The sequence below is a fragment of the Actinoplanes sp. ATCC 53533 genome (assembly GCF_003947245.1).
On record NZ_QHHV01000089.1, the window covers coordinates 1 to 24,796 of the forward strand.

Genomic DNA, 24,796 nt, shown 5'->3' on the forward strand with positions numbered 1-24,796 from the left:
GCGTAAACCGGCTCTTCTGCCACGACTCGGTCCTCCTGCGACGATGGTGATGACAACCCGATCAGTTTCGCATGGCGCCTCCGCGCGCGGCCCACCAACCCGGACCCGGTACCTTCGATGCCGTCGGACATCTGCGGGACCGAGGGAGCTGAACGGTGCGGATCACGGGCACTGGCCACGCGAGCATGCGGATCGACACGGGCGCGGGAAGCATTCTGTGCGACCCGTGGGTCAACCCGGCGTATTTCGCGTCGTGGTTCCCGTTCCCCGACAACTCCCTGCTCGACTGGGAGAGTCTCGGCGACGTCGACTACCTGTACGTCTCCCACCTGCACCGCGACCACTTCGACGCGGCGCACCTGAAGCGTTTCGTCAGTAAGAAGGCGACGGTGTTGCTGCCGGAGTATCCGACCAGTCAGCTTGAGGACGAGTTGCGTGCGCTCGGCTTCACCAGCTTCTTCAAGACCAAGAGCGACGAGGTGCACGAGCTCGACGGCGGCCTGAAGGTGATGATCCAGGCGTTGATCAGCCCTACCGACGGTCCGATCGGTGACTCGTCGTTGTGGGTGGAGCATGACGGTGTCCGGGTGCTCAATCAGAACGATGCCCGTCCGACGGACCTGTCGAGGTTCACCGAGTTGGGTCACGTGCACGCGCACATGCTGCAGTTTTCCGGGGCGATCTGGTATCCGATGGTCTATGAGTTGCCGCAGGCGGCGAAGACGGCGTTCGGTAAGCAGAAGCGTGACCGTCAGTTCGACCGCACCTGGCGCTATATCGATGATCTGAAGGCCGACCATGTCTTCCCGATCGCGGGCCCGCCGTGTTTCCTGGATGACGAGTTGTGGCAGTTCAACGACATCCACGGTGACGAGGGAAACATTTTCCCCGACCAGTCGGTGTTCCTGAGCGAGTACGCGAAGGTGGGCGGTACCAACGCTGTGGTTCTGCTGCCGGGCAGCGTCACGACGCTGGACGCGGAGAGCATCGAGACCACGCACCCGACGGACGTGGATGAGTTCTTCGCCAGCAAGAAGGCGCATCTCGAGGAGATGCGTGAGCGTAAGGCGCCGATCATCGCGGCGGAGAAGGCGTCCTGGCGGCACCCGGAGATCGACGTGCTGGGCGAGCTGAAGAAGCGCATCGAGCCGCTCCTCGAGGAGTCGATCTACCTGGCCCAGGGCGTCGGCGGCCCGGTCCGCTTCGACCTGCTGTCCTACTCCGGCGATTCGGTCGAGTCGATCGTGGTCGACTTCCCGGGCAAGCAGGTCCGGCCGTACGGCGACGAGAAGGTCCGTTACCGCTTCAAGACCCAGCGCGAGCTGATCGAGCACCTGATCTTCATCGACGAGGGCGACTGGGTGAATTCGCTCTTCTTGTCCTGCCGCTTCTCCGCGGCGCGGATCGGGCAGTACAACGAGTTCGTCTACGCCTTCTTCAAGTGCCTCTCCGAGGAACGCCTGCAGTACGCCGAGGGCTGGTACGACGAGCACGAGAAGTCGGTCGACGCGGAGGACACGGAGCTGGGCGAATGGACGGTGCAGCGTCGCTGCCCGCACCTGAAGGCGGATCTGAGCCGCTTCGGCATCGTTGACGGCAACGTGCTGACCTGCCAGCTGCACGGCTGGAAGTTCGACCTGCCCAGCGGCAAGTGCCTGACCAGCGCCGGCCACAAGATCCGCGCCGCGCGGACGGAGTCCTAGAAGGCCAGGTCGGCGAGGATGCGCTTGGCCGCGTTGTGGCCCGCCGCGCCGATCACGCTGCCCGCCGGGTGGGCGCCCGCCGAGCCCGCGTAGAGGCCGTCCAGCCCCGTCGCGTACGGCATGCGCTCGTTGAAGGCCACCGTGTTGTCCACGTGATGGATGTGGCCGCCGGTGATGCCGAAGTGCTTCTCGATGCCCGGCGGGGTCAGCGACATCGTGTCCGCCACCAGCTCCGAGGTGCCGGGCGCGTACCTGTCGACGATGGCGAGCAGGCGGTCGACGTAGCCGGGCAGCTCCGCGTCCCACGACGACGTCGCCAGCTCGTACGGCACCGACTGCACGAACAGGGCCGACGAGTGATGCCCCGCCTCGTCTCGCAGCGACGGGTCGACGGTCGTGTGCACGTACCACTCGATCGTCGGTTCCGCCGGCAGCCGGCCGGCCTGCACCTCCGCCCACATGGCGCGCAGCGCCGCCATCGATGAATCCGGGCCGTCCAGGCCCGCCGAGCCCGGCAGCAGGTGGATCGTCGAGCCGAACGGTGACGGGCTCTCCGGTGGCAGGCACGAGAACCGGGGCAGGTCGCGCAGGGCCAGGTTCACCTTCAGCGTCGTCCCGGGACGACGAACCGCTTCCATCCGGTCGGTCAGGGCCGTGGGCAGCGCACCCTCCGGGACCAGGCTCATCAACCGGTACGGGTCACACGAGCCGAGCACCACCCGGGACGAGATCGCCCGTCCATCCGCCAGCACCACGCCCGTGGCGGCACCCTGGGAGACCGTCACCGCCGTTACCGGGGTGTTGGTGAAGAGCGACGCACCGGCCGCGCGCGCCGCCTCGGCGAACGTGCGGGACACCGTGCCCATTCCGCCCGCCGCGATCATCCACGTGCCGTCCGAGCCCGGCAGCCGGCACATGTTGTGTACCAGGAAGTTGTGGCCGGTGCCCGGGTCGTCGGGGCCCGCGTTCAGCCCGGACAGGCCGTCCGTGACCGCGTACATGCTCATCAGCAGTTCGCTCTTGAAGCCGAACCGGGCCAGGTAGTCGGCGACCGAGCCGCGGACCAGGTCGATGAACGTGCTCTGCAGCTGCGGCCGGATGTGCCGGTCGGCGACCTCCTCGACCGTGCCGGGCTCCCGCAGCCAGGCCGGCGCCAGGTCGGCGCGCAGCGCCGCGATCTCGACCTGCATCGCCTCGTCGGCGGCCACGTCGCGGGGCGAGAAGAACCGCTGCATCTGCGCCCGGGTCGCCTCGCGGTCCGTGCCGAAGAGCAGGTACGGCGCGCCCGGCCCGCCCGGCGTGGGCAGGAAGTAGTGCGGGTCGCGGCGCAGCACGGGGATGTCCACATCGAGCGTGCGCAGCAGCTCCGGCGGCATCAGGCCGAGCAGGTACGAGCCGGTGGACTGGCCCAGGCCGGGCACCTTGGCGAACGGCCGCTCGGTGCGGGTGGCGCCGCCGAGCACGTCGGCGGCTTCGAGCACCACCACGTCGAGTCCGGCGCGGGCCAGCAGCACCGCGGAGACCAGGCCGTTGTGGCCGGCCCCGATGATCACCACGTCCGCGCGTTCGGGCAGAGAGCTCATGGCAGCGGAGCCTAGCGCGCCAATCGGCTGACGGTCCGCGCCAGTTCGACCTCGAAGAGTGGCTCCACGTCCGTCATGGCCCACCTCAGGTGACCGAACACCTCCATCGCCACGATGCCGTACAGGCGGGTCCAGGCGGCCACGAAGAGGTAGATCACGGGCAGCGGAAACCGGTCACCGAAGGTGTCCAGGTATGGCTTGAACAGCTCGCGCAGGGCCGGCTCGGGCAGATCCGGCGCCTCCCCGCCGAACGGGTGGCTCGCGTAGTGCTCACCCAGGACCGTGAAGAAGGTCTCCCCGAAGCGCGCGCCGGCGTCGTTGAGCGGCCCGCACTGCTCGGCGAACGGGGTGACCCCGGGCACCGGGCTGCCGAACATCAGCGCGAACTCGGCGGGCCGGTCGAGGGACCAGCGGCGGAAGGCGCGCGCCATGTGGCCGACCCGGACCAGCGGCGGCTCGTCGCCGTAGTCGGTGGCGGCGTCCGCGACGGTGGCCCGCAGGTCCTCGAACAGGTCGGTGACGATCGTCAGGATCAGGGCGTCCAGGCTGGTGAAGTACCGGTACAGGGCGGGGGCGGTCATGCCGAGGTCGCGGGCGATGGCCCGTAAGGAGATGGCGGTCGGGCCGCCGGCGACCAGCAGGCGGCGGGCGGCGTCCTTGATCTCGGTGACGGTCTCCGCGCGCAGCCGTTCGCGGCGGCTGGACGTGGTCGTCGTCATAGCTTGGCTCCGTTGACGTGGGTTAACGCTGTTTGCGAGGGTAAACGGCGTTCACTGAGTTGTCCAAGATCTTGAGGCGACTGTAACGGGCCGCGTGGGAGGCAGACATATGTTCGGCTGGTGGGGCAGCGCGGTCGTCCGGTGGCGCCGGTGGGTGCTCGTCGCCGGGTTCGCACTGGTGGTGGCCGGGGCGACCTGGGGCGCGGGGGTCTTCGGCGCGCTGACCGGCGGCGGTTACGACGACCCGAACAGCCCGTCGAGAAAGGCGGCCACGGGCATCGCCGCGCAGCTCGGCCAGCGGGAGCCCGACCTGGTCGTGCTCTGGTCCAGCGACACGCTCACGGTGACGGACCCGGCCTTCCGGGCCGCGGTCGCCGGCGCCGTCGGGAGGATCCGGGCCGAGGCCGACGTCGCCCAGGTCGCCGCCTACACCGACGAGAACGCGGCACCCGCGCTGGTCAGCATCGACAAGCGGGCCACCTACGCGGCCGTCTACCTCACGGCCGCCGACGAGGACGGCAAGGTGGCCGCGTACCACCGGGTCGAGCCGGCCCTCGCCGCGCCCGCGCTGACCACCGAGGTCGGCGGCCTGGTCGCCTTCACCGACCAGGCGAACACGCAGACCGAGCGGGACATCACCCGGGCCGAGATCTTCTCGCTGCCGATCCTGTTCGTGCTGCTCGTGCTGATCTTCCGCGGGCTGATCGCCGCGCTGTCCCCGCTGCTCATCGGCGGCATCGCCATTCTCGGGGCGCTGGTCGCGGTGCGGGCGCTGACCTACGTCACCGACATCTCGGTCTTCGCGATCAACGTCATCACGCTGCTCGGCCTGGGCATGGCCGTGGACTACTCCTTGTTCGTGGTGAGCCGCTTCCGCGAGGAGCTGGCGAACGGCCGGGACGTGGCCGCCGCCATCCGCACCACCGTGGCGACCGCCGGCCGTACCGTCGTGGTCTCGGGCCTGACGATCGTGCTCGCGCTGTCCAGCCTGCTGATCTTCCCGCAGCCGTTCCTGGGCGGCATGGCCATCGGCGGCATCGCCGCCGTGCTGATCGCGATGCTGGCCGCCCTGACCGTCCTGCCCGCGGTCCTGTCCCTGCTCGGCCACCGCATCGACAAGCTGCGCCTGCCGCTGCCGCAGCGCGCCCGTCCCGGCGCCGGCTGGGCCCGGATCGCGCACAGCGTCATGCGCCGCCCGGTGCTGTACGTCGTCGGCGTGCTCGTCGTCCTGACCGCCTTCGCGGCGCCGTTCCTGCGGGTCGAGTTCGGCGGCTTCGACGAGCGGGTGCTGCCCGCCGACACCCCGGCCCGGGTCGTCGGCGAGCGGCTGGCCGGCGGCTTCCCGGGTGGCGGCGAGCAACCGATCACCGTCCTGGTGACCGGCGCGCCGGGCGCCGAGCTGGCCGCGCGGATCGGCCGGCTGCCGGACGTCACCGCCGCCGCGGTCACCGCCGAGCGCGGTGCCTCGTCGCTGATCACGGTGACCTACCCGGGCACGCTGTCCGGCGCGGAGTCCCGCGACATCGTCTCGCGGATCCGGGAGCTGCCCCCGCCCGCCGGCGCCGAGGTGCTCGTCGGCGGGCGGCCCGCGGTCGAGGCGGACCTGCTGGAGAGCCTGGCCGACCGGCTGCCCTGGATGGCGCTGATCATGGCGGTGGCGACCATGCTGCTGCTCTTCCTGGCCTTCGGCTCGGTGCTGTTGCCGATCAAGGCGGTGCTGATGAACCTGGTCTCGATCGGCGCGTCCTTCGGCGTGGTCGTCTGGATCTTCCAGGACGGCAACCTGGAGGGCCTGCTGCGCTTCTCCTCCACCGGTTTCATCGAGCCGAGCAACATGATCCTGGTGCTCGCCGTGCTGTTCGGCCTGGCCACCGACTACGAGGTCTTCCTGCTGTCCCGGGTGCGCGAGGAATGGGACGCGAGCGGAGACAACACCGCGGCGGTGGCGGCCGGGCTGCAGCGCACCGGCGGCATCATCACGGCCGCCGCGGTGCTGCTGATCACGGTGGTGGCCGGCTTCGCCACCGGCGGGGTGACCGTCATCAAGACCATCGGCGTCGGCATGATCGTGGCGATCATCGTGGACGCGACGCTGGTCCGGGCGCTGCTGGTGCCCGCGACGATGCGGCTGCTGGGCCGCTGGAACTGGTGGGCGCCGGGCCCGCTGGCCCGCTTCTACGCCCGCTACGGGCTCCGCGAGACGGAGCCCGCTGCGCCGGAGCCGGACCGCCAGCCCGTGCCCGTCTAGCGGGACGGAGCCGGCTTCGCGGCCCGTCTGGCGAGCTGGAAGGCGCTGGCGCTCCGGCTGGCGGCGAAGCCCGCGAGCAGGATGACGTGGAAGAGGTAGAGCCAGAGCCCGACGGCGACAGTGCCGCCGACCTCGGTGAAACCGCCGAACGGCACACCGAGATCCAGTGGTAGCGAGCAGAAGAGCACAAAACCGTGCAGGAAGCCGGAGAGGTTCGCGGCCGTGAACGAGCCGACCAGCGCCGTCGCGAGCCACTCCGGGCGGCCCGGGGCGACGCCGCGGTAGACCCAGATCACCACGGGGGTCAGCACCAGCCAGGCGGCGAGGAACGACAGCACCACGCCGGCGACCGCGTACCAGCCGCCGCGGACCCAGAGGCCGCTGGTCACCGGCAGCGCCAGGAACAGCGCCAGCAGCAGCGCCGGGGAGGCGGCCAGCAGCGGCAGCCAGAGGATCCGGCCGCGCCAGCCGACCATCGCCTCGCCCGCCTTGCCCGCCTTGCCTGCCTTGCTCGGCTCGCCCGCCTTGCTCGGCTCGCCGGCCTTGCCCGGATCGCCCGGCTCGCTCGGCTCGTCCAGTGAGACGAATGCGCGGCGCAGGCCTTCGCCGTACAGGGTGGCGGGCAGCAGGCTGGCCAGCGCCAGCACCGGCGTCAGGTGCAGGCCCGCCTCGATCAGCGCGGAGATCGCCCGGGGCGCACCGATCGCCGCCGGCAGGGCGTCGATCGTGTGGGCGGTGAGTTGACGGACCCGGTCGGCGCCGGCGGCCAGACCGGCGATCCAGATCGCCAGCAGCGCCACCGGCACGACGGCGATCCCGGCGTAGAAGGTCACCGCGGCGGCGTGCAGGGCCAGGTCCTGCCCGCGCAGTGGCCGGAACGGCGCCGACAAGGTGCGGCGCACGTCCGCCGCCCGGGATCCCATGCCCCCACCCATACCCACGGTGGCGCTACGATCCGCACGATCATGGGAGCTGATATGCCATTGTCCTTCGTGGCCGAGCCGGACAAGCGCCTGCTCGCGGCCGCCGTCCGTCACCTCAGCCGGGAGCGGTTCGCCATCTTGCGCGCCGCGGGCCTGCTGGCGGGGGTCGCCGGCCTGTTCTGCTGGCTGGTCCTGGACGCCGGCCTCGGTTCCCTGTTCCTGGGCCTGGCGCTGGGACTGTTCGTCGGTGTGGGCATCGTCGAGCTGGCTGCGCGGCAGGCGACCCGGCTGGGCGTCCAGCGGGTGGGGCGGCCGACGACGTACTGCTTCGGGCCGGACGGCGCCGGGTTCAGCACCGAGCTGATGCGCAGCGAGCTGAGCTGGGCGGCGATCCGCAGCACGGCGGAGCTGCCCGGTCAGGTCATCCTCGGGCTGGTCGGTGGTGGCTTCGTCACCGTGCCGGTCGGCGGCCTGACCGACGACCAGCACGCCCAGCTGCGGGCCCTGTTGAGCGAGAACGTCGGCCGGCGGGCCGCGGCCGTCCTGCCGCCCGTCGCGCGGCCCGCGGCGGCCGAGCCCAAAACCCTCGGGGTACGCCCGCCGACGCCGTGACGCGGCAGAGGAAGATGGACGGCATGCGGGAGTTGGTACTGCTCGGCTCGACCGGATCCATCGGCACTCAGGCCATCGACATCGTTCGCCGCGACCCGGACAGGTTCCGGGTGGTCGCCCTCGGCGCCGGCGGCGGCAACGTGGCGGTGCTCGCCGCCCAGGCGCTCGAGCTGGCGGTCGACGTGGTCGGCGTGGCGCGTTCCAGCGTCGTGCAGGATCTGCAGCTCGCGTTCTACGCCGAGGCGCAGAAGCGCGGGTGGGCCACCGGCGACTTCAAGCTGCCGAAGATCGTCGCCGGGCCGCAGGCGATGACCGAACTCGCCCAGTGGCCCTGCGACGTGGTGCTCAACGGGGTCGTGGGCAGTCTCGGGCTGCCGCCGACGCTGGCGGCGCTGCGCTGCGGGCGTACGCTCGCGCTCGCCAACAAGGAGTCGCTCGTCGCCGGCGGCCCGCTGGTCAAGGCCGCGGTGACGCGGCCGGGGCAGATCGTGCCGGTCGACTCGGAGCACTCCGCGCTGGCCCAGTGCCTGCGCGGCGGCACGGCCGCGGAGGTACGGCGGCTGATCCTGACCGCGAGCGGGGGAGCGTTCCGCGACCGGCGGCGCACCGAGTTGACGAACGTCACGCCTTCCGAGGCGCTCAAGCACCCGACGTGGGACATGGGCCCGGTCGTCACGATCAACTCGGCGACCATGGTCAACAAGGGTCTCGAGGTGATCGAGGCGCACGAGCTGTTCGACGTGCCGTACGACGCCATCGAGGTCATGGTGCATCCGCAGTCGGTGTTGCACTCGCTGGTCGAGTTCCTGGACGGTTCCACGCTGGCCCAGGCCAGCCCGCCCGACATGCGGCTGCCGATCGCGCTCGCGCTGGCCTGGCCCGAGCGGGTGGCCGGCGCCGCGGCGGCCGTCGACTGGACGCTGGCGCACAACTGGGAGCTGCGCCCGCTGGACGATGAGGCATTCCCGGCGGTCCGGCTGGCCAAGGCGGCCGGTGAGGCGGGACACTGTCGCCCGGCCATCTACAACGCCGCGAACGAGGAGTGTGTGGCCGCGTTCGTGTCCGGTCGGCTACCTTTTCTGGGCATCGTCGACACCCTCGAGGCGGTGCTCGCGGCGGCACCCGATTTCGACGAGCCGGGTACCGTCGATGACGTGCTGACCGCGGAAGCCTGGGCGCGGGCCCAGGCACAACGGATGATCGCTACGGCGGCTGAAGGAGCCTGATGCTGTACTGGTTGGGGACGGCGGCCTTCGCGCTGGCTATCTTGATCTCGGTGAGCCTGCACGAGCTCGGCCACATGATCACGGCCAAGCGGTACGGGATGAAGGTCACCCAGTACTTCGTCGGCTTCGGTCCGACGATCTTCTCGTTCCGCCGCGGCGAGACCGAGTACGGCCTCAAGGCCATCCCGCTCGGCGGCTTCTGCAAGATCGTCGGGATGACCCCGCAGGACGACGACGTCTCGGAAGCCGACCAGCCGCGGGCCATGTGGCGCTTCCCGGTGTGGAAGCGCACGGTCGTGATGTCGGCCGGCTCGCTCACCCACTTCGCGCTGGCCATCGTCGCCGCCTGGTGCGCCGCGGTCTTCGTCGGGCTGCCCAACCCCGACGTGCCGCAGACGGTGCAGCAGCAGGTCGCGCTCCCGGCCCAGATCACCGTGGCCGACTGCGTGCAGGTCGTGCTGACCGAGCAGCAGTGCAAGATCGGCACCGGCACCGACGTGGCGGCGCCGTCGGCAGCCGCGGGGCTGAAGACCGGTGACATCATCACCAAGGTCGGCGAGGTCCCGATCACCAGCTACGGGCAGCTCACCAACGTGATCCGGGCCACCAAGCCGGGGGCGACGACCTTCGAATACACCCGCGCCGGGCAGCCCGGCAGCACCACGGTCAACCTGATCGCCGCGCAGCGCCCGCCGCTGGACGACCCGAAGGGCACCGTCACCGAGGTCTCGGTGGTGGGCATCAGCCAGAGCATCGACATCCCCGGCACGGTCACCTACGGCCCGGTCGACGCCATCGGCGCCAGCCTGCGATACGACTGGAGCCTGGTCGAGGGCTCGTTCGTGGCGATGAAGCGCATCCCGGAGAAGATCCCGGCGCTGTGGAACTCGATCACCGGCTCCGAACGCGACCCGAACACCCCGATCAGCGTCATCGGCGCGAGCCGGCTGGGCGGCGAGGCGATCGAGCGCGGCGTGCCCGAGGTGTTCCTGCTGATCTTCATCTCGCTGAACGTCTTCATCGGCATCTTCAACCTGCTCCCGCTGCTGCCGCTGGACGGCGGCCACATCGCCATCGCCTGGTACGAGCGGGTCCGCACCTGGATCTACGGCAAGCTGCACAAGCCCGATCCCGGCCGCGTGGACTACTTCAAGCTGATGCCGTTGACCTATGCCGTCATCCTGATCGGTGGCGCGTTCACGCTGCTGACCGCCACGGCCGACGTGATCAACCCGATCACCATCTTCTCTAAGTGAGAGTGCGCACATGACCGCTGTCAGTCTCGGTATGCCGGCCGTACCGCCGCCGCCGCTGGCCCCCCGCCGGCACAGCCGCCAGATCATGGTCGGCAACGTGCCGGTCGGCGGTGGCGCGCCGGTGAGCGTGCAGTCGATGACGACGACGCTGACTTCCGACGTCAACGCCACCCTGCAGCAGATCGCGGAGCTCACGGCCTCGGGCTGCCAGATCGTCCGGGTCGCCGTGCCGTCGCAGGACGACGTCGAGGCGCTGCCGGCGATCGCGAAGAAGTCGCAGATCCCGGTGATCGCCGACATCCACTTCCAGCCCAGGTACGTCTTCGCGGCGATCGACGCCGGCTGCGCGGCGGTCCGGGTCAACCCGGGCAACATCCGCCAGTTCGACGACAAGGTCAAGGAGATCGCCAAGGCCGCGGGCGACGCGAACGTCCCGATCCGGATCGGCGTCAACGCGGGCTCGCTCGACAAGCGGATCATGCAGAAGTACGGCAAGGCGACGGCCGAGGCGCTGGTCGAGTCGGCGCTGTGGGAGTGCTCGCTCTTCGAGGAGCACGGCTTCCGCGACATCAAGATCTCGGTCAAGCACAACGACCCGGTCGTGATGATCCGCGCCTACCGGCAGCTCGCCGAGCAGTGCGACTATCCGCTGCATCTCGGCGTCACCGAGGCGGGCCCGGCGTTCCAGGGCACGATCAAGAGCGCGGTCGCGTTCGGCGCGCTGCTGGCCGAGGGCATCGGCGACACCATCCGGGTCTCGCTGTCGGCGCCGCCGGTCGAGGAGATCAAGGTCGGCCAGGGCATCCTGGAATCACTCGGCCTGCGCGAGCGCGGCCTGGAGATCGTTTCCTGCCCGTCCTGCGGGCGCGCGCAGGTGGACGTCTACACGCTGGCCGAGCAGGTTACGGCGGCGCTCGAGGGCTTCCCGGTGCCGCTGCGGGTGGCGGTCATGGGCTGCGTCGTGAACGGCCCCGGCGAGGCCCGCGAGGCCGACCTGGGTGTCGCGTCGGGCAACGGCAAGGGCCAGATCTTCGTGAAGGGCCAGGTCATCAAGACGGTCCCGGAATCGATCATCGTGGAGACCCTGGTCGAGGAGGCCCTGCGGCTGGCCGACCAGATGGGTGCGGAGCTCCCGGACGAGCTCCGCGAGCTCCTCCCGGGCCCGACCGTCACGGTCCACTGATCCTTCCGGTACGAGCGGTCAGGTGACCCCCGCGCCACTGTGCCGGGGTCACCTGGTGGTCGGCGCGGAAGCGTTTGATGAAGTAGCTGGCGTCGGGGTAGCCCACCCGGCGGCTGATCGCCGCCACCGTCAGATCGGTCTCGGTCAGCAGCAGCCGGGCCTGCCGCATGCGCCGCTGGGCCAGCCACTGCTGCACCGTCCGGCCGGTCTTGCGGCGCACCACGGTGGTGAGGTGGCCGGCGGTGAGGGCGACCTCGGCGGCGACGTCGGCCAGCGAGATGGGCTCCTGGTAACGCCGCTCGATGACGTCGAAGACGGCCGCGAGCAGCGGCTCGTCGGAGGCGCGCAGTTGATCGGCGACGTCGGTCGACAACCGGGCCGCGGCGACCAGCAACAGGGTCAGGTGGGCGAGGGCGGCCTCGTGGAAGCCGTCGCTCCGGGCCCGTAGTTCGGCGTCGAGCGTGGTGAAGCGCTCGACCCAGCCGGCCCGCTCGGCGGCGGGGATGCGCAGCCGCTGCGCCCGGTCGATGCCCCGCGCGAACGGGAACAGCAGCGGGTGCGACCGCCACGACGAGTAGACCCCGGGCGTGCCGGGCCGGACCACGTCGGCCGGGAACCAGACCACCCACCCGTCCGCGGCCACCGTCTCGTGCGGACCGGCGAAGGACACGACCTGCCCCGGGGCGATGACGAACAGGTCGCCGTCGGTCACCTGCCAGGTCCGCCCGTCGAGCACCAGCGTCCCGGCGGCTCGGTGTGCGTAGAACAGCACCAGGAAGTCGTGGGCGTGCGCACCGATCGCGGGCGGGTCGCCGGCCGGGTTGTCCTCGGGCAGGTGGGCGACCGCGACCGGGGCGACGCCCGGCCGGTGGCCGAAGCCGACGACGGGCACCTGCTTTCCCGCCGGTCTAACCGAAGATTGTCCTATCGGGGCCACGGATCCACCATTGTCCGCGTCCGGCTGCCGCACAAGGCTCAGGGTACGACCGAAGTTCGTCGGATCCGACAGGAGCGCGACATGACCGGACATGCGCAGGACCACCATCAGCGGCAGTACATCCCGGCTATGGGCAAGCGTTGGCTGCTGCCCCTCTACGACCCGTTCACCCGGCTGGCGGGAGTCGGCCGGATCCACGAGCGGCTGCTCGACCGCGCGGACCTGCGGCGGGGCCAGCGGGTGCTGGAGATCGGCTGTGGGACCGGCAACCTGCTGACGGCCCTCGGGCGACGCCGGCTGGACGTCGAGGCGGTGGGCATCGACCCGGACCCCGCCGCGCTGCGCCGATCCCGGCGCAAGGCCGCCCGGCGGAGCTTGCCGATCCGGCTCGAGCAGGCCTTCGCCGGTGAGCTGCCGCTGCCCGACGACGGCTTCGACCGGGTGCTGTCGGCCTTCATGCTGCACCACCTCGACGAAGCCGAGCGGCTGCGGGCGCTGCGGGAGGTCCGGCGGGTGCTCCGTCCCGGCGGGCAGTTGCACGTGGTGGACGTCGACGGCACACCGTCCGGCCGGAAGACGCACGGCCATCCCCGGCTGGCTCGGAACCGTCCGGAACTGGTGCTCGCCGCACTGACCGAAGCCGGCCTGACCGGCGTCGCGGAGAACGGCCGCGAGCAGGCCCGCTTCGGCGGCTACGCCTTCTACCGCGCCGAAAAGTAGCCGTAGCCCAGCCGGTGTTTCTCATAGGGAAGCAGAGCTGCCGGTGTTTCTCATGGGGAAGCAGAGCTGCCGGTGTTTCTCATAGGGAAGCAGAGCTGCCGGTGTTTCTCATGGGGAAGCAGAGCTGCCGGTGTTTCTCATGGGGAAGCAGAGCAAAGTGAGCAACCCGCGGCACATAGCCCGGCGGTGGCTGACCGGCCGGCGCTGTCGCCTGGCTCGCGGGTGTGCGGGCGGGCGACGGTGTTGCGGTTGTGGGCCGCCCGCGCCGTAGCGGAAAATCAGCGGAGGCGCACCGCTGAAGGGTGCGCCTCCGTTTCGCGCCGAGATGTCACTCCGCGTCGGCGAGGATCGCGTAGAGCTTGCGCTTGGTCTCGTTGAGCACTTCCAGGGCCTTGTCGCGCTGCTCCGGCGTGCCGTTGAAGCCGACCTGGCGCAGGGCGTCCATGATGCCGACCGCCGCGTCGCGGAAGTCCTGGACCTGCGACATGGTGTCGTTGCTGAACTGCGCCCACGGCGGGTTTTCCGCCGCCGTGGTGGCCTCCGCGCGGCCGGCCTCGGTCAGGGTGAAGCGCTTGCGGCCGCCGGTGGCCTCGGCCTCGATGAGGCCCTCGTCCTCCAGCAGTTGCAGGGTCGGGTAGACCGAGCCGGGGCTCGGGCGCCAGATGCCGCCGGTGCGGCTCTCCAGCTCCTGGATCATCTCGTAACCGTGCATGGGCCGCTCGAGCAGCAGCGCCAGCAGGGCCGGGCGCACGTTGGGCCGGCTGCCGCGGCCGCCGCGGCGCTGGCCGCGCCAGGGGCCGCCGGGACCTCCGGGGCCGAAACCGCCGCCGAAGCCGCCGGGGCCGCCCTGGCCGAACGGGAATCCGGGTGGGAAGCCGAAGCCGCGCATCAGACCCTCGCGCAGGCTGCCCGGGTGCACGTGACCCTCGCGCATGTGGTGGTGTCGCATGATCTTCTCCGATCTGTTGTCGATAGTTAGACGATATATCGACAACATGTCCGCCGCAAGGGTTTCTCCGATCCGAGCGAACGGCGTGGGTGTATCCGGGCCGCCATCTGGCAATCTGGTATCTGTGTTGACGGTGCCCATTCGTCAGCTCGGCGAGTCCGAGCGGGCGACGGTCGAGCGGATCCTCGACCTAGACCCCTACGCCGGCGCTCAGATCGCCGAGCGGGTGGCGGCGCATGGGCTCAACTGGTGGCGTTCCGACGGCCGGATCTACGGCTACGGCACCGGCCGCCGCATCGAGTCGCTCTGCTGGTCCGGGGCGCATCTCGTGCCGGTGTGCACGACGCCCGCCGCGGTGACCGCCTACGCCGACCTGCTCGGCGCCGAGCCGCGCATCTGTTCGTCGATCATCGGCCGTGCCGACGCGGTGCTCGACCTGTGGGAGCGCCTGGGTGGGCACTGGGGCCCGGCCCGCGACGTGCGGCCGCATCAGCCGCTGCTGGTCGCCGACCGGGAGGCGGCGATCGAGCCCGACCCCGAGGTGCGCCTGGTGCAGCCCGGCGAGATCGACCAGCTCTTCCCGGCCGCGGTGGCGATGTACACCGAGGAGGTCGGGGTCTCGCCGTTGCTCGACGACGGCGGGCGCGGCTACAAGCGGCGGATCGCCGAGCTGGTGCGCTCGAAGCGGGCCTACGCGCGCTTCATCGGTGACCGGGTCGTCTTCAAGGCCGAGCTGGCGATCGTCACCCGGCGCACCACGCAGGTGCAGGGAGTGTGGGTGGACCCGGAATTCCGGGGGCGCGGGATGGCCGCGAGCGCCATGGCGGCGGTGCTGCGCGACGCGCTGCGCCGCGTCGCGCCCACCGTCAGCCTGTACGTCAACGACTACAACGCGCCCGCCCGCCGGGTCTACGCGCGCTGCGGCTTCGTGCCGAACGGCAGCTTCGCCACCGTGCTGTTCTGAGCCGGCGGGGTGTCAGGCAGACTTTCTTCCTGGCATACTTGCTGCATGTCGACTGCAGTGGACGCCGCGGGCCGCCCGCTATCAGCATCGCTCCGTAGCAAGGGCGTATTGACGATCCCGCTTGCGATACGCGAACAGCTACACCTCGAACCGGGCGACAACCTCCTTGTCACCGTCAGAGAGGGGCAAATCGTGCTCACGCCCGCGGCCCTGATACCTCGCGATCAGGCATGGTTCTATACGGCGGAGTGGCAGGCCAAGGAGGCCGAGGCTGACGCAGACCTGGCCGCGGGCCGGCATGTGCGCCATCACAGCGACGACGCCTTCTTGGACTCCCTGAGCGAGGACTGATGCCCACCTGGGATCAGTTGCAGACCTTCCGACAGGACCTCAAGAGTCTGACGCCGGCGCAGCGGAAGGCATTCAGGAAGGCCGTGGCGAAGTTCGTGGCTGACCTACGCGCCGCCAAGTTCCGCAAGAGCCTGCGAGTCAAGAAGATGTCAGGGCACGAGGACATCTGGGAGATGACCTGGGCGCCCGACGGACGAGCGACGTTTCAGTACGGCGATGAAGTCCAATCCGGGGAACAACACATCGTGTGGCGACGCATCGGCACTCACGACATCTTCGATCGGCCTTAGGGCTGGCCCAGCCTCGGGAGCAGGTCGGCGAGGGCGGCCGCGCCGCCCTTCTCCAGCTCCGGCGTGGGCACCAGGGCCATCACCGGCACGTCGACGCCGGCCTCCGCATAGCGCGCCACGTGCTCGCGGCACTGCTCCGGTGACCCGTGCACGACCAGCTCGTCCACCACCTCGTCCGGGATCGCCGCGAGCGCGCCCCGGCGGTCGCCGGCCGCCCACGCCGCCCACATCGCGCCGAGCGCGGGCTCCCGGCCCAGCCAGCGGTGGAATTCCGCGTACGCCGGCACCGTCAGGTAGGCGGCGATCATCCGGCGCCCGACCGTGCGCGCGTAGGCCGCGTCCTCGGTCGGGCACACGAAGATGCGCGCGACCACGTCGAAGTCCGGGCGGTCGGACTTGGCCTCGGCCAGCGCCCGGGGCACGTCGGTGGTCGCGAGCCAGTTCAGGATCACGCCGTCGGCGGCCGCGGCGGCCAGCCGGAGCATGCCCGGGCGCAGGGCGGCGAGCAGGATCGCCGGTGGGGTCGCGGGCGGGCGTTCGAGGCGGAAGCGGCGCACCCGGAAGGTCTCGAACTCGCGGTCGACCACCTCGCCGGCCAGCGCCGCGCGCAGGAACTGCAGCATGTCGCGGCTGCGGGCGAACGGTTTGGTGAAATCGGCGGCGTTCCAGTCGCCGACGACGACCGGTGACGACGCGCCGATGCCGAGCTGGAACCGGCCCGGTGCGACCTCGGCCAGCGCGGCGGCGGTCATCGCCAGCAGCGCCGGCCCCCGGGTGAAGACCGGGGTGATCGCCGTCCCGAGCCGGGCCCGCGGCTGCCAGGCGGCGGCGAGCGTCAGCGGGGTGAAGGCGTCGGTGCCGGCCACCTCGGAGGACCACAGGTCGGTGAAACCCGCGTCGGTCAGGGCCGCGAACACCGCGGCGTGCTCGGCCAGCGGAACCCCGCCCAGCGGTACGGTCATTCCCCATCGCGTCGGCATGTCCCGATCCTGCCCTGTGATCGAGGTGAGGTCCACCACGGTCGCTTCCACCGCTTGGCTCAGCCGACCGTGGACCTGCTGCGCCAGGCGGTCGCTAAGGACGTCCGCCCGTTGGTGCGCAGCAGCGATCCCTCGTAGACGCGGGCGCCGACGGCGAGGAACACCAGCGTCGAGGCCGCGAGCACGATCAGGGAGAGCACCGGCTCCCAGCCCGCCGCGTCGCCGGTGAACAGCCGCACCGGCATCGCGATCGGCGCCGAGAACGGGACGTAGGACAGCACCGTCATCGCCGCGGCGTTCTCCTGCAGGAAGAGCACGGCTAGGAACGGCCCCATCACCGCGAGCTGCAGGGGCGCGGAAGCACCGTTGATGTCCTCCTGCCGCGCGGCGAGGGCGCCCACTCCCGCCCACAGCGTCGCCAGCATGACGAAGCCGATCAGGAAGAACACCAGGAACCAGGCGATGGTCGGCCCCACCAGGGCGGTCACGTCCGCGCTCACTCCGGCGATCCGCATGCCGACGAACGCGACGACCGCGACCAGCGCGATCTGCCCGAACGCCAGCAGCGTCATCGCCGCGACCTTGCCGGCCAGCAGGGCCCGGACGGGCACGCTGGCGACGAGGATCTCGACGATCCGGGTCTGCTTCTCCTCGGTCACGCTCATCGCGATCTGCAGCCCGAACGTGAACGAGGTCATGAAGAACAGGAAGGCCAGGGCGAACGGCACGACGAAGGCCACGAACGGATCGGTGGCGTCCGGGTCGAGCAACCGCACCGGCGGCGCCGTGCTGAGGGCCTCGACCACCTCGCCCGGCGCCTCGTCCAGACCGAGCACGGTCGGGCCGGCGACCACGGCCGCCTCCACGTCCCCGTCGCGCACGAGCCGTTCCGCCTCGGCGTCCGCGGCGACCGCGCGCACCTCCAGGCCGGCCTGCCGCAGCGCCGCGGCGACCGTACGGTCGGCCGTCGCGACCTCGGTCGGGCCACCTTCCAGGATGGGCGGCAGCACCGTGGAGGCCACGGCGATCAGCAGGAAGAACGCCGTGCTGATCAGGAAGGTCTTGTCCCGGAGCTTGACCTTGATCTCGCGGGCGGCGACGAGCTGGGCGGCGGCGAAGGTGCTCACTGGTTCACCTCTCGGAAGATCTCGGCGAGCGACGGGGTGACCGGGCCGAAGGAGCGGACCGGGCCGCGGGCCAGCGCGGCACGCAGCACCTCCTGGTCGTCGGTGCCGTGGGCCAGGTCGAACACGGCGCGGGCGCCGTCGAGGTCGACCAGCGTCACCCCGGGCTGGTCGCGCAGCCAGCCCGCGTCGGTCTCCACCTGGATGGCGAAGCGTGGCTGCGCATAGCCGGCGCGCAGCTCGGCCCGGCTGCCGGAGGCCCGGATCCGGCCGGCCGTGATGATCACCAGATCGTCGCAGAGCCGCTCCACCACGTCGAGCTGGTGGCTGGAGAACAGCACCGGGGCGCCCGCGGACGCGCGCTCGCGCAGCACGCCCACGACCACGTCGACGGCGAGCGGGTCGAGCCCGGAGAAGGGCTCGTCCAGCACCAGCACCTCGGGGTCGTGCACCAGCGCGGCGGCGATCTGCACGCGCTGCTGGTTGCCGAGCGAGAGCTTCTCCACGTGCTCGCCGCCCCGGTCGCTCAGCCCCAGCCGCTCCAGCAGGGCGGCGGTGTTGCGGCGGGCGGCCTCGGTGCTCAGCCCGTGCAGTCGGGCCAGGTAGACGATCTGGTCGGTGACGGTCATCTTCGGATAGAGGCCGCGCTCCTCGGGCATGTATCCGAAGCGGTGGCGCAGCTCCCGGGTCAGCGGCTCGCCCTGCCAGGTCACTTCGCCCGCGTCCGCCGCGAGCACCCCGAGCATGATGCGCATCGTGGTCGTCTTGCCGGCGCCGTTGGCACCGACGAAGCCGGTCATCCGCCCGGCCTCCACCGAGAAGGTGACGTCTTCGAGCACTCGCCGGTCCCCGAAGCTGCGACTGACGGCCTCGACTTTCAGCACGTTGGTCATGGTGCCAACGCTAGGGCGCCGACGGCGCCGGCGAGTCCGGCCCGAGGATGACCGTCGGGGGTCCTCCTTCCGGAGGATCTCAGGCGGATCCCGGCCGGACCACCCCGAGCTCGTACGCGAGCACGACGGCCTGCGTGCGGTCCCGCGCGCCGAGCTTCATCAGCACCCGGCTCACGTGCGTCTTCACGGTCGTCTCGCCCAGCCGCAGCCGCCCGGCGATCTCGGCGTTGGTGGCACCGCTCGCCATCAGCAGCAGCACCTCGTGCTCGCGCGGGGTCAGCTCGGCGAGCCGGGCCCCGGCGCCGGGTCGCCGCAGCGCCGGGTTGGTGAAGGTCTCGATGACCCGCCGGGTGATCGCGGGCGCCAGCAGCGCGTCCCCGGCCGCCAGCACCCGGACCGCCTCGGTCAGGGCCTCCGGGGTGCCGTTCTTGAGCAGGAAGCCGCTCGCCCCGGCCTGCAGCGCGGCGAAGAGGTAGTCGTCGCGGTCGAAGGTGGTCAGGATCAGCACCGAGGGGCCGCCCTGCGCGGTGACCCGCCGGGTGGCTTCCAGCCCGTCCAGGCCGGGCATCTCGACGTCCATCAGGATCACGTCGGGCCGCAGCCGGGCGGCCAGGTCGACGGCCTGCGCGCCGTCGGCGGCCTCGCCGACCACCTCGATGTCGTCCTCGCTCTCCAGGATCACCCGGAAGCCGGTCCGCACGAGCCGGTGGTCGTCGGCCAGCAGCACCCGGATCATCGCTGCTCCCCGGCGCCGGTCAGCTCCCGCGAGAGGGGCAGCCGGGCGCGGACGCGGAAGCCGCCGCCGGAGCGCGCCCCGGTCTCCAGGACACCGTCGTGCACCGCGACCCGCTCGCGCATGCCGATCAGCCCCAGCCCGCCGCCGGCACCCGGCACGGCGCCCCGGCCGTCGTCGGCCACGTCGAGCTCGAGCTCGCCGGCCAGGTAGCGGATCCGGACGTCCAGAGTGGTCGCGTGGGCGTGCTTCAAGGTGTTCGTCACGGCTTCCTGGACGATCCGGTACGCGGCCTGCGACACCGAGCCGGGCAGCGGCACCGGGTCGCCGTACACGTCGCAGGTCGCGGTGAGGCCCGCTTCGCGGGCGCGGGCGATCAGGTCGTCGACCCGGTCCAGGTCGGCCCCGGTCGGCGGCTCGTCGCCGGCGCCGCCGGTGTCGCGGAGCGCGCCCAGCATGCGCCGCAGCTCGTCCACCGCGGTCCGGGCACTGTCCTCGACGGCCGTCAGCGCGGTGCGGGCCCGGTCGGGGTCCTTGTCCATGACCCGGCGGCAGGCCGAGGCCTGGATGCCCATCACCGACACGTGGTGCGCGACGACGTCGTGCAGCTCCCGGGCGATCCGGACCCGTTCGCCGATGACCGCGCGCTCACCCGCCACCGCCTGCGCCGCCCGCAGCTCCGCGGTGCGCACCTCCAGCTGCCACTGCCGCCGCGCCGCCTCGCCCAGGGCGTAGGCGAAGCCGAAGAAGGCCACGTTGACGATGATGGCGTTCAGCACGGCGGCCAGCAGCGGGGGCAGCTCGCCGGACGTGCCGTCCGTCGTGATCTCGTCGTGCGAAAGGATGAAGGCGACGGCCAGCCAGGCGAACATGCCGGCGATGATGGCCAGCCGCAGCCGGCGGCTCCGGCGCCGGTCCCGGCCCCAGGCGCCGAGCGTGTAGATCGCGACGAAGACGGCACCGGTGGCCAGTTGCTGCTCCTGCGCGCCGCGGACCTGACCGCCGATGAAGAAGATCGAGACCAGCACCGCCACGACCTCCGGCCGGCTGCGCCGCCAGATGAGCGGCAGCATCACGGCCAGCGACCAGCCGAGCTGCTCGATCACCGACGGCGCGCTGTCCGAGGCGAACAGGCCGGCGCTGCGGGCCAGGAAGACGTTCAGGACCGCGATCGTGGCGATGGCCAGGGCGATGCCGAGGTCGATGCGGCGCTGGCGGAAGGTCGGCGCGGGGCGCGGCGCGTCGTCGACGGTCGGGGGCGTCATCCGTCGACCATCGCACGGCGGCCGGGTCTCGGCTCGCGGCGGGCCCGGCCGGCCGCGGCGGTCGCCACGGACGTGCCGATCAGCCAGCTGACCGCCACCACCAGCAGCACGCGCTCCAGCGTGGCGCCCAGCGCACCCCGGCCGACGAAAAGCATGATCAGCCCGAGGGCGCCGCCGAGCGGCACGATGAACACCAGGGCGGCGGCCGCCAGGCGCCGGGAGACGGCATCGAACGACGCGGAGAACGCCACCAGCGCCATCGCCCCGGCCAGCAGGACCATGCCGACCACGCTGGCCACGGTGTGGGTCACGTCGGCGACGGTGGTCGGCTCGTACGGCGGGAGCGGGCAGCCGCCGGTGCACGGCACCGCACCCGAGCAGGCGGCCAGCGCGGCCGCGGCGCCCAGCAGCACCGCCACCGGCCGCGAGTCGCGCCGCAGGGCCCGGCCCAGCAGCGCCACGCCCAGGGCGAGCCCGATCAGTCCCCAGCGGTAGCCGCCGGCCAGCGGCATGCCGGTCGTGCCGGCCTCGCTGACGTAGCCCGCCGTCCACGGACCGGGCACGGCGACCAGCCCGGCCAGCATCGTCAGCGCGCCCACCAGGACCGCCGCGCCGGCCAGGGCGGCGACCAGGCGGCGGCGGACGGGGAGCGAGGGCATCGCGATCACGGTAGCCGGGCGGATCACCGGCTGATCCAATGGGCGGATGGGACAGCGGCGCACGGTGGTCGTCACGGGCGGCAGTTCGGGCATCGGGCTGGCCGCGGCCGCCGCCTTCGCGCGCGGCGGCGCCGAGGTGGTGCTGCTCGGCCGCGATCCCGGGCGGCTGCGGCACGCGGTCGGGGTCGTGCGGGAGGCCGGCGGGCGCACGCCGGCGGCGTACCGGGCCGACTTCGCGGTGCTCGACGAGGTGCGCGCGGCCGGTGCCGGGCTCGCGGCGGCGCACGAACGGATCGACGTGCTGGTCAACAACGCCGGGCAGCTCGCGCCGGCCCGCCGGCTGACCGCCGACGGGTTCGACCCCAGCGTCCAGATCAATCACTTCGGCGGATTCCTGCTCGCTCACCTGCTGCTGGACCGGCTGCGGGCGGCCGCGCCGGCCCGGATCGTCACGACCGGCTCCGCGGCCGAGGCGTGGGGCACCCTGGACGTGCGGCGTCCCGGGAGGCGGCAACTCAGCCGGTGGGCCGCGTACGGGGCCAGCAAGCAGGCCAACCTCCTGTTCACCGTCGAGGCGGCCCGGCGCTGGGCCCCGTCCGGGATCGTGCCGACCTGCTTCTTTCCGGGGCTGATCCGCAGCGGCTTCGGCCGGCGGAGCCCGCTCTTCTCCCTGGGCAAGCTGGTCTTCCGGGGTCCGGAGCGGGGCGCGGACACGCTGCTGTGGCTGGCGGACGATCCGGCGGCCGCGGTGCCGGGCGGCTACTTCGCGTGGCGGCGGCCGTTCGGCGCCACCGGCCGGTCCGTCGATCCGGACCGGGCCCGGCTGCTCTGGGAGGCCAGCCTGACCGCCGTCTACGGCGCCGAGGGGGAGCGGCCGGCCCGCGGCGACGGGTAGTAGCGGGTGGTGGCGATGTCCGGGTGGGTCGAGGTCGGCACGTCGGCGTCGTCGTCCGCGGTGAGCGTGCCGCCCAGCTCGACGATGCGCCGGTGTGCCGCCGCCAGCCTGTCTTCCAGCATCACGATCCGGCAGGCCGCGCTGAGCAGCATGCCCTCGTCCAGCAGCTGCCGGACCCGGCCGGCGAGTTTGAGCTGGTGGCGGGAGTAGCGGCGGTGGCCGCCGTGCGAGCGTTCGGGCTCGAGCAGGCCGGCCGAACCCAGGCTGCGGAGGAAGGCCGGTGTCACGCCGATCATGTCGGCGGCGCGGCCCATCGTGTACGCCGGGAAGTCGGCGTCGTCGAACGCGGTGCTCATGCTTTCTTCCGTGCGCAAGATCGGAGGGTGGACACAGTCCAAGGCCCCGGCGGGTTACCGGGGCCTTGGCTGTTCAATTCTGTAGCCGACCGTCGTCGGCGCGGCCAATCCGCCTGCGTGCCGCTAGCGGACGGCGTGAGTGATGGGCATCGGCTGCGATCACCTCTTGTCGGGTCGGGGACTTTGCGAGTTCGCTTTGCTGCGGTATCTCGTCCTCCTTACCAACTCAGAGTCTCGCCAGTTGCTTGCCATTGCTTGCCGGCTGTGCGTGGCCGACTCAATGATGCTATGCCTGCCACGGGCATATTTCTAGACTCGCCGCTGTAGATTTTTCGGGCGAATGGGGCGGCGGCGCGGGACGGGCGCGTGGCACAGCGCGATGCTGTGTCGAGAGAGAGGTGACCGCGCCCCGCGCCGCCGCGGGGGTGGGGGAGCCGGCGGCTGCCCCCGGGTGTTCGCGAGACCTGCCGAGGGCTCGCGCGCCGCGGAGCGGCGTCAGAACACCGGCAGGGCCGCGCGTGAAGCGTTCGGTTGCCCTGACATGTCTACGAGTGTGCGGGTTGCTTCTCGCGTCGGGCAACGCAATTAACGTGGCTCATTGACGGCCGTAACACCGCTGGTAGATCATCACCGAACAGCGGTGACCCAGGTCACAACTGCCCCTCGGCACCAGGGAGTGGCAATGAGCGAAAGCCCTGCACCCAGTACCGACGAAGAACGTCTCGCCCAGCTCGGCTATCAGCAGGAACTGCACCGCCGACTGTCCGGCTTCTCGAACTTCGCGGTCTCCTTCTCGATCATCTCCATCCTGGCCGGCGCCATCACGTCGTACGGGATCGCCATGAACGCCGGTGGCCCGCTGGCCATCACGCTCGGCTGGCTCTTCGTCGGCATCATGGTCACCTTCGTCGCCCTCGCGATGGCCGAGGTCTGCTCGGCCTATCCGACCGCCGGCGCCCTCTACTGGTGGGCCGCCGCGCTCGCCAAACGCAACAAGGCCGCGTGGGCCTGGTTCATCGGCTGGTTCAACTTCCTCGGCGAGGTGGCCGTCACCGCGGCGATCGACTTCGGCGCGGCGATCACCACCTCGGCGTTCCTGAGCCTGACCTTCGACATGGAGGTCACCAAGGGCCGGACGTTCCTGATCTTCCTGGTCCTGATCGTCGCGCACGGCCTGCTGAACACCTTCGGGGTCAGCCTGGTCCGGGTGCTCTCCGACGTCAGCGCCTGGTGGCACCTGATCGGCGTCGCGGTCATCGTGGTGGTGCTGGCCGTCGTGCCGGACCAGCACAAGCCCATCTCCGAAGTGTTCACCGAGGTGCACAACGAGACCGGCTTCACCTTCGGCGGCGCGGCCGTCTACGCCGTGCTCATCGGCCTGTTGATGGCGCAGTACACGTACACCGGCTACGACGCCTCGGCGCACGTGGCCGAGGAGACCCACGACGCCGCCCGGGCCGCGCCGCGCGGCATCGTGCTGTCGGTCGTGGTCTCGGTCATCGCCGGCTTCGTGCTGCTGGTGGCGATCACCTGGTCGATCCAGGACTACGACGCGCAACGGACCACCGCGCTCGGGCTGCCGCCGGCGCAGATCTTCATCGACGCCGTCGGCCACAACCTGGGCACGTTCCTGCTGTTCATCTGCGTGGTCGCGCAGTTCTTCTGCGGCATGGCGTCGGTGACGGCCAACTCCCGGATGTCGTACGCGTTCGCCCGCGACGGCGCGCTGCCCGGCTCCCGGCTGTGGAAGAAGGTCAACGTGCGGACGGGTACGCCGACCAACTCCATCTGGCTCTGCGTGTCCATCTCCACCCTGCTGGTCCTGCCCTCGCTGTGGAACACCACCGCGTACGCGGCGGCGACCTCGATCGCGGTCATCGGTCTCTACATCGCCTACGTGGGCCCGGTGCTGCTGCGCCGGCTCAACCCGGACTTCCGCCCGGGGCCGTGGCACCTCGGCAAGTGGAGCGCGGCGGTCGGCTGGATCGCGATCGTCTGGGTGGCGCTCATCTGCGTGTTGTTCGTCCTGCCGGTGGCCGGCCCGATCACCGCGGCGAACTTCAACTACACGATCTTCGCCGTCCTGGTGGTCGTCGGCGGGGCCACCCTGTGGTGGTTCGCGAGCGCCCGAAAGTGGTTCACGGGGCCGAAGCAGAACCTGATCGAGAAAGCCGCGCACGGAGAGCAGACGATGCCGACCGGGGAGTGATCTATTAGAGGCGGGGCC

The 24,796-nt window shown here is 71.3% G+C and carries 24 protein-coding genes; 12 read left to right on the plus strand and 12 right to left on the minus strand.

The genetic code is table 11. The features are described 5' to 3' along the window. The first annotated feature begins 161 nt into the window (after positions 1-161). On the plus strand, positions 162-1,703 hold the full coding sequence (locus DMB66_RS27355; RefSeq protein ID WP_125807016.1) for a Rieske 2Fe-2S domain-containing protein: 1,542 nt from the start codon (positions 162-164) through the stop codon (positions 1,701-1,703). Here the strand turns inward: DMB66_RS27355 and DMB66_RS27360 are convergent. After that, positions 1,700-3,286 carry an NAD(P)/FAD-dependent oxidoreductase gene (locus DMB66_RS27360; RefSeq protein WP_125806984.1) on the minus strand — a complete coding sequence of 529 codons (1,587 nt, stop codon included), beginning with the start codon at positions 3,284-3,286 and terminating at the stop codon, positions 1,700-1,702. The two genes, DMB66_RS27355 and DMB66_RS27360, sit on opposite strands and share 4 nt — an antisense overlap. 11 nt (positions 3,287-3,297) lie before the next feature. After that, positions 3,298-4,005, minus strand: a complete 708-nt coding sequence (locus DMB66_RS27365; RefSeq protein WP_125806985.1) for a TetR/AcrR family transcriptional regulator — start codon at positions 4,003-4,005, stop codon at positions 3,298-3,300. A 94-nt stretch (positions 4,006-4,099) separates the two neighbouring features. Here DMB66_RS27365 and DMB66_RS27370 point away from each other — a divergent pair, with 94 nt between their 5' ends. Next, positions 4,100-6,253: an MMPL family transporter gene (locus DMB66_RS27370; protein WP_233624869.1), complete on the plus strand. Its 2,154-nt coding sequence runs from the start codon at positions 4,100-4,102 to the stop codon at positions 6,251-6,253. On the opposite strand, the gene DMB66_RS27375 is transcribed toward DMB66_RS27370, so the two are convergent. Further along, a complete protein-coding gene (locus DMB66_RS27375) occupies positions 6,250-7,176 on the minus strand; it encodes a YhjD/YihY/BrkB family envelope integrity protein (protein WP_125806986.1) in 927 nt (308 codons plus the stop codon). The two genes, DMB66_RS27370 and DMB66_RS27375, sit on opposite strands and share 4 nt — an antisense overlap. A 54-nt stretch (positions 7,177-7,230) precedes the next feature. Here DMB66_RS27375 and DMB66_RS27380 point away from each other — a divergent pair, with 54 nt between their 5' ends. The 4 genes from DMB66_RS27380 to ispG are packed head-to-tail and all read left to right on the plus strand — an operon-like array spanning position 7,231 to position 11,453. Beyond that, positions 7,231-7,788 carry a YcxB family protein gene (locus DMB66_RS27380; protein ID WP_125806987.1) on the plus strand — a complete coding sequence of 186 codons (558 nt, stop codon included), beginning with the start codon at positions 7,231-7,233 and terminating at the stop codon, positions 7,786-7,788. Positions 7,789-7,802: 14 nt separating this feature from the next. Continuing rightward, complete coding sequence (dxr, locus tag DMB66_RS27385; RefSeq protein ID WP_125807018.1) at positions 7,803-9,014, plus strand: 1-deoxy-D-xylulose-5-phosphate reductoisomerase; 1,212 nt, start codon at positions 7,803-7,805, stop codon at positions 9,012-9,014. Further along, entirely contained in the window at positions 9,014-10,270 is a 1,257-nt protein-coding gene (locus tag DMB66_RS27390; protein WP_125806988.1) for an RIP metalloprotease, read from the plus strand. The genes dxr and DMB66_RS27390 overlap by 1 nt, the downstream gene beginning before the upstream one ends. A gap of 10 nt (positions 10,271-10,280) precedes the next feature. Continuing rightward, on the plus strand, positions 10,281-11,453 hold the full coding sequence (gene ispG / locus DMB66_RS27395) for a flavodoxin-dependent (E)-4-hydroxy-3-methylbut-2-enyl-diphosphate synthase (protein ID WP_125806989.1): 1,173 nt from the start codon (positions 10,281-10,283) through the stop codon (positions 11,451-11,453). Here the strand turns inward: ispG and DMB66_RS27400 are convergent. After that, positions 11,440-12,345, minus strand: a complete 906-nt coding sequence (locus DMB66_RS27400; RefSeq protein ID WP_125806990.1) for an AraC family transcriptional regulator — start codon at positions 12,343-12,345, stop codon at positions 11,440-11,442. The genes ispG and DMB66_RS27400 overlap by 14 nt on opposite strands. Positions 12,346-12,471: 126 nt before the next feature. Between DMB66_RS27400 and DMB66_RS27405 the strand changes: the two genes are divergently transcribed. Further along, entirely contained in the window at positions 12,472-13,110 is a 639-nt protein-coding gene (locus tag DMB66_RS27405) for a class I SAM-dependent methyltransferase (RefSeq protein WP_125806991.1), read from the plus strand. A gap of 328 nt (positions 13,111-13,438) precedes the next feature. On the opposite strand, the gene DMB66_RS27410 is transcribed toward DMB66_RS27405, so the two are convergent. Then, complete coding sequence (locus DMB66_RS27410) at positions 13,439-14,059, minus strand: PadR family transcriptional regulator (protein ID WP_233624870.1); 621 nt, start codon at positions 14,057-14,059, stop codon at positions 13,439-13,441. A gap of 124 nt (positions 14,060-14,183) precedes the next feature. Between DMB66_RS27410 and DMB66_RS27415 the strand changes: the two genes are divergently transcribed. The 3 genes from DMB66_RS27415 to DMB66_RS27425 are packed head-to-tail and all read left to right on the plus strand — an operon-like array spanning position 14,184 to position 15,664. Beyond that, positions 14,184-15,023, plus strand: a complete 840-nt coding sequence (locus DMB66_RS27415) for a DUF4081 domain-containing GNAT family N-acetyltransferase (protein ID WP_125806992.1) — start codon at positions 14,184-14,186, stop codon at positions 15,021-15,023. Between the two features lie 45 nt (positions 15,024-15,068). Then, on the plus strand, positions 15,069-15,374 hold the full coding sequence (locus DMB66_RS27420; RefSeq protein ID WP_125806993.1) for an AbrB/MazE/SpoVT family DNA-binding domain-containing protein: 306 nt from the start codon (positions 15,069-15,071) through the stop codon (positions 15,372-15,374). Further along, on the plus strand, positions 15,374-15,664 hold the full coding sequence (locus tag DMB66_RS27425; protein WP_125806994.1) for a hypothetical protein: 291 nt from the start codon (positions 15,374-15,376) through the stop codon (positions 15,662-15,664). The genes DMB66_RS27420 and DMB66_RS27425 overlap by 1 nt, the downstream gene beginning before the upstream one ends. Here the strand turns inward: DMB66_RS27425 and DMB66_RS27430 are convergent. From DMB66_RS27430 to DMB66_RS27455, 6 genes are all read right to left on the minus strand, one after another. Further along, complete coding sequence (locus DMB66_RS27430) at positions 15,661-16,626, minus strand: LLM class F420-dependent oxidoreductase (RefSeq protein WP_125807020.1); 966 nt, start codon at positions 16,624-16,626, stop codon at positions 15,661-15,663. The two genes, DMB66_RS27425 and DMB66_RS27430, sit on opposite strands and share 4 nt — an antisense overlap. A 77-nt stretch (positions 16,627-16,703) precedes the next feature. Further along, positions 16,704-17,771: an ABC transporter permease gene (locus DMB66_RS27435; protein ID WP_125806995.1), complete on the minus strand. Its 1,068-nt coding sequence runs from the start codon at positions 17,769-17,771 to the stop codon at positions 16,704-16,706. Then, positions 17,768-18,661: an ABC transporter ATP-binding protein gene (locus tag DMB66_RS27440; RefSeq protein WP_125806996.1), complete on the minus strand. Its 894-nt coding sequence runs from the start codon at positions 18,659-18,661 to the stop codon at positions 17,768-17,770. The genes DMB66_RS27435 and DMB66_RS27440 overlap by 4 nt, the downstream gene beginning before the upstream one ends. A 79-nt stretch (positions 18,662-18,740) precedes the next feature. Then, positions 18,741-19,397, minus strand: a complete 657-nt coding sequence (locus DMB66_RS27445) for a response regulator transcription factor (RefSeq protein ID WP_125806997.1) — start codon at positions 19,395-19,397, stop codon at positions 18,741-18,743. Further along, positions 19,394-20,659 carry a sensor histidine kinase gene (locus DMB66_RS27450; protein ID WP_125806998.1) on the minus strand — a complete coding sequence of 422 codons (1,266 nt, stop codon included), beginning with the start codon at positions 20,657-20,659 and terminating at the stop codon, positions 19,394-19,396. Before DMB66_RS27450 ends, DMB66_RS27445 begins: the two co-directional genes overlap by 4 nt. After that, positions 20,656-21,318 carry a DUF998 domain-containing protein gene (locus DMB66_RS27455; protein WP_158647382.1) on the minus strand — a complete coding sequence of 221 codons (663 nt, stop codon included), beginning with the start codon at positions 21,316-21,318 and terminating at the stop codon, positions 20,656-20,658. Before DMB66_RS27455 ends, DMB66_RS27450 begins: the two co-directional genes overlap by 4 nt. A 46-nt stretch (positions 21,319-21,364) precedes the next feature. Here DMB66_RS27455 and DMB66_RS27460 point away from each other — a divergent pair, with 46 nt between their 5' ends. Beyond that, entirely contained in the window at positions 21,365-22,213 is an 849-nt protein-coding gene (locus DMB66_RS27460; RefSeq protein ID WP_199752649.1) for an SDR family NAD(P)-dependent oxidoreductase, read from the plus strand. Here DMB66_RS27460 and DMB66_RS27465 read toward each other — a convergent pair. Then, the gene (locus DMB66_RS27465) at positions 22,171-22,569 is read right to left on the minus strand and encodes a MerR family transcriptional regulator (RefSeq protein ID WP_125807000.1); all 399 of its coding nucleotides are present in this window, start codon (positions 22,567-22,569) and stop codon (positions 22,171-22,173) included. The two genes, DMB66_RS27460 and DMB66_RS27465, sit on opposite strands and share 43 nt — an antisense overlap. Positions 22,570-23,251: 682 nt before the next feature. On the opposite strand from DMB66_RS27465, the gene DMB66_RS27470 reads away from it, so the two are divergent. Next, the gene (locus DMB66_RS27470) at positions 23,252-24,778 is read left to right on the plus strand and encodes an amino acid permease (protein WP_125807001.1); all 1,527 of its coding nucleotides are present in this window, start codon (positions 23,252-23,254) and stop codon (positions 24,776-24,778) included. Positions 24,779-24,796: the final 18 nt, after the last annotated feature.

What these genes read in the sequence shown, in the direction of transcription:
- DMB66_RS27380 (WP_125806987.1), top strand. Translation starts at nt 7,231, where the DNA reads ATGCCATTGTCCTTCGTGGCCGAGCCGGACAAGCGCCTGCTCGCGGCC.
- DMB66_RS27455 (WP_158647382.1), bottom strand. Translation starts at nt 21,318, where the DNA reads ATGCCCTCGCTCCCCGTCCGCCGCCGCCTGGTCGCCGCCCTGGCCGGC.
- DMB66_RS27425 (WP_125806994.1), top strand. Translation starts at nt 15,374, where the DNA reads ATGCCCACCTGGGATCAGTTGCAGACCTTCCGACAGGACCTCAAGAGT.
- DMB66_RS27430 (WP_125807020.1), bottom strand. Translation starts at nt 16,626, where the DNA reads ATGACCGTACCGCTGGGCGGGGTTCCGCTGGCCGAGCACGCCGCGGTG.
- DMB66_RS27460 (WP_199752649.1), top strand. Translation starts at nt 21,365, where the DNA reads ATGGGACAGCGGCGCACGGTGGTCGTCACGGGCGGCAGTTCGGGCATC.
- DMB66_RS27360 (WP_125806984.1), bottom strand. Translation starts at nt 3,286, where the DNA reads ATGAGCTCTCTGCCCGAACGCGCGGACGTGGTGATCATCGGGGCCGGC.
- DMB66_RS27390 (WP_125806988.1), top strand. Translation starts at nt 9,014, where the DNA reads ATGCTGTACTGGTTGGGGACGGCGGCCTTCGCGCTGGCTATCTTGATC.
- dxr (WP_125807018.1), top strand. Translation starts at nt 7,803, where the DNA reads ATGGACGGCATGCGGGAGTTGGTACTGCTCGGCTCGACCGGATCCATC.
- DMB66_RS27405 (WP_125806991.1), top strand. Translation starts at nt 12,472, where the DNA reads ATGACCGGACATGCGCAGGACCACCATCAGCGGCAGTACATCCCGGCT.
- DMB66_RS27440 (WP_125806996.1), bottom strand. Translation starts at nt 18,661, where the DNA reads ATGACCAACGTGCTGAAAGTCGAGGCCGTCAGTCGCAGCTTCGGGGAC.
- DMB66_RS27410 (WP_233624870.1), bottom strand. Translation starts at nt 14,059, where the DNA reads ATGCGACACCACCACATGCGCGAGGGTCACGTGCACCCGGGCAGCCTG.
- DMB66_RS27450 (WP_125806998.1), bottom strand. Translation starts at nt 20,659, where the DNA reads ATGACGCCCCCGACCGTCGACGACGCGCCGCGCCCCGCGCCGACCTTC.
- DMB66_RS27445 (WP_125806997.1), bottom strand. Translation starts at nt 19,397, where the DNA reads ATGATCCGGGTGCTGCTGGCCGACGACCACCGGCTCGTGCGGACCGGC.
- DMB66_RS27365 (WP_125806985.1), bottom strand. Translation starts at nt 4,005, where the DNA reads ATGACGACGACCACGTCCAGCCGCCGCGAACGGCTGCGCGCGGAGACC.
- ispG (WP_125806989.1), top strand. Translation starts at nt 10,281, where the DNA reads ATGACCGCTGTCAGTCTCGGTATGCCGGCCGTACCGCCGCCGCCGCTG.
- DMB66_RS27470 (WP_125807001.1), top strand. Translation starts at nt 23,252, where the DNA reads ATGAGCGAAAGCCCTGCACCCAGTACCGACGAAGAACGTCTCGCCCAG.
- DMB66_RS27375 (WP_125806986.1), bottom strand. Translation starts at nt 7,176, where the DNA reads ATGGGATCCCGGGCGGCGGACGTGCGCCGCACCTTGTCGGCGCCGTTC.
- DMB66_RS27465 (WP_125807000.1), bottom strand. Translation starts at nt 22,569, where the DNA reads ATGAGCACCGCGTTCGACGACGCCGACTTCCCGGCGTACACGATGGGC.
- DMB66_RS27420 (WP_125806993.1), top strand. Translation starts at nt 15,069, where the DNA reads ATGTCGACTGCAGTGGACGCCGCGGGCCGCCCGCTATCAGCATCGCTC.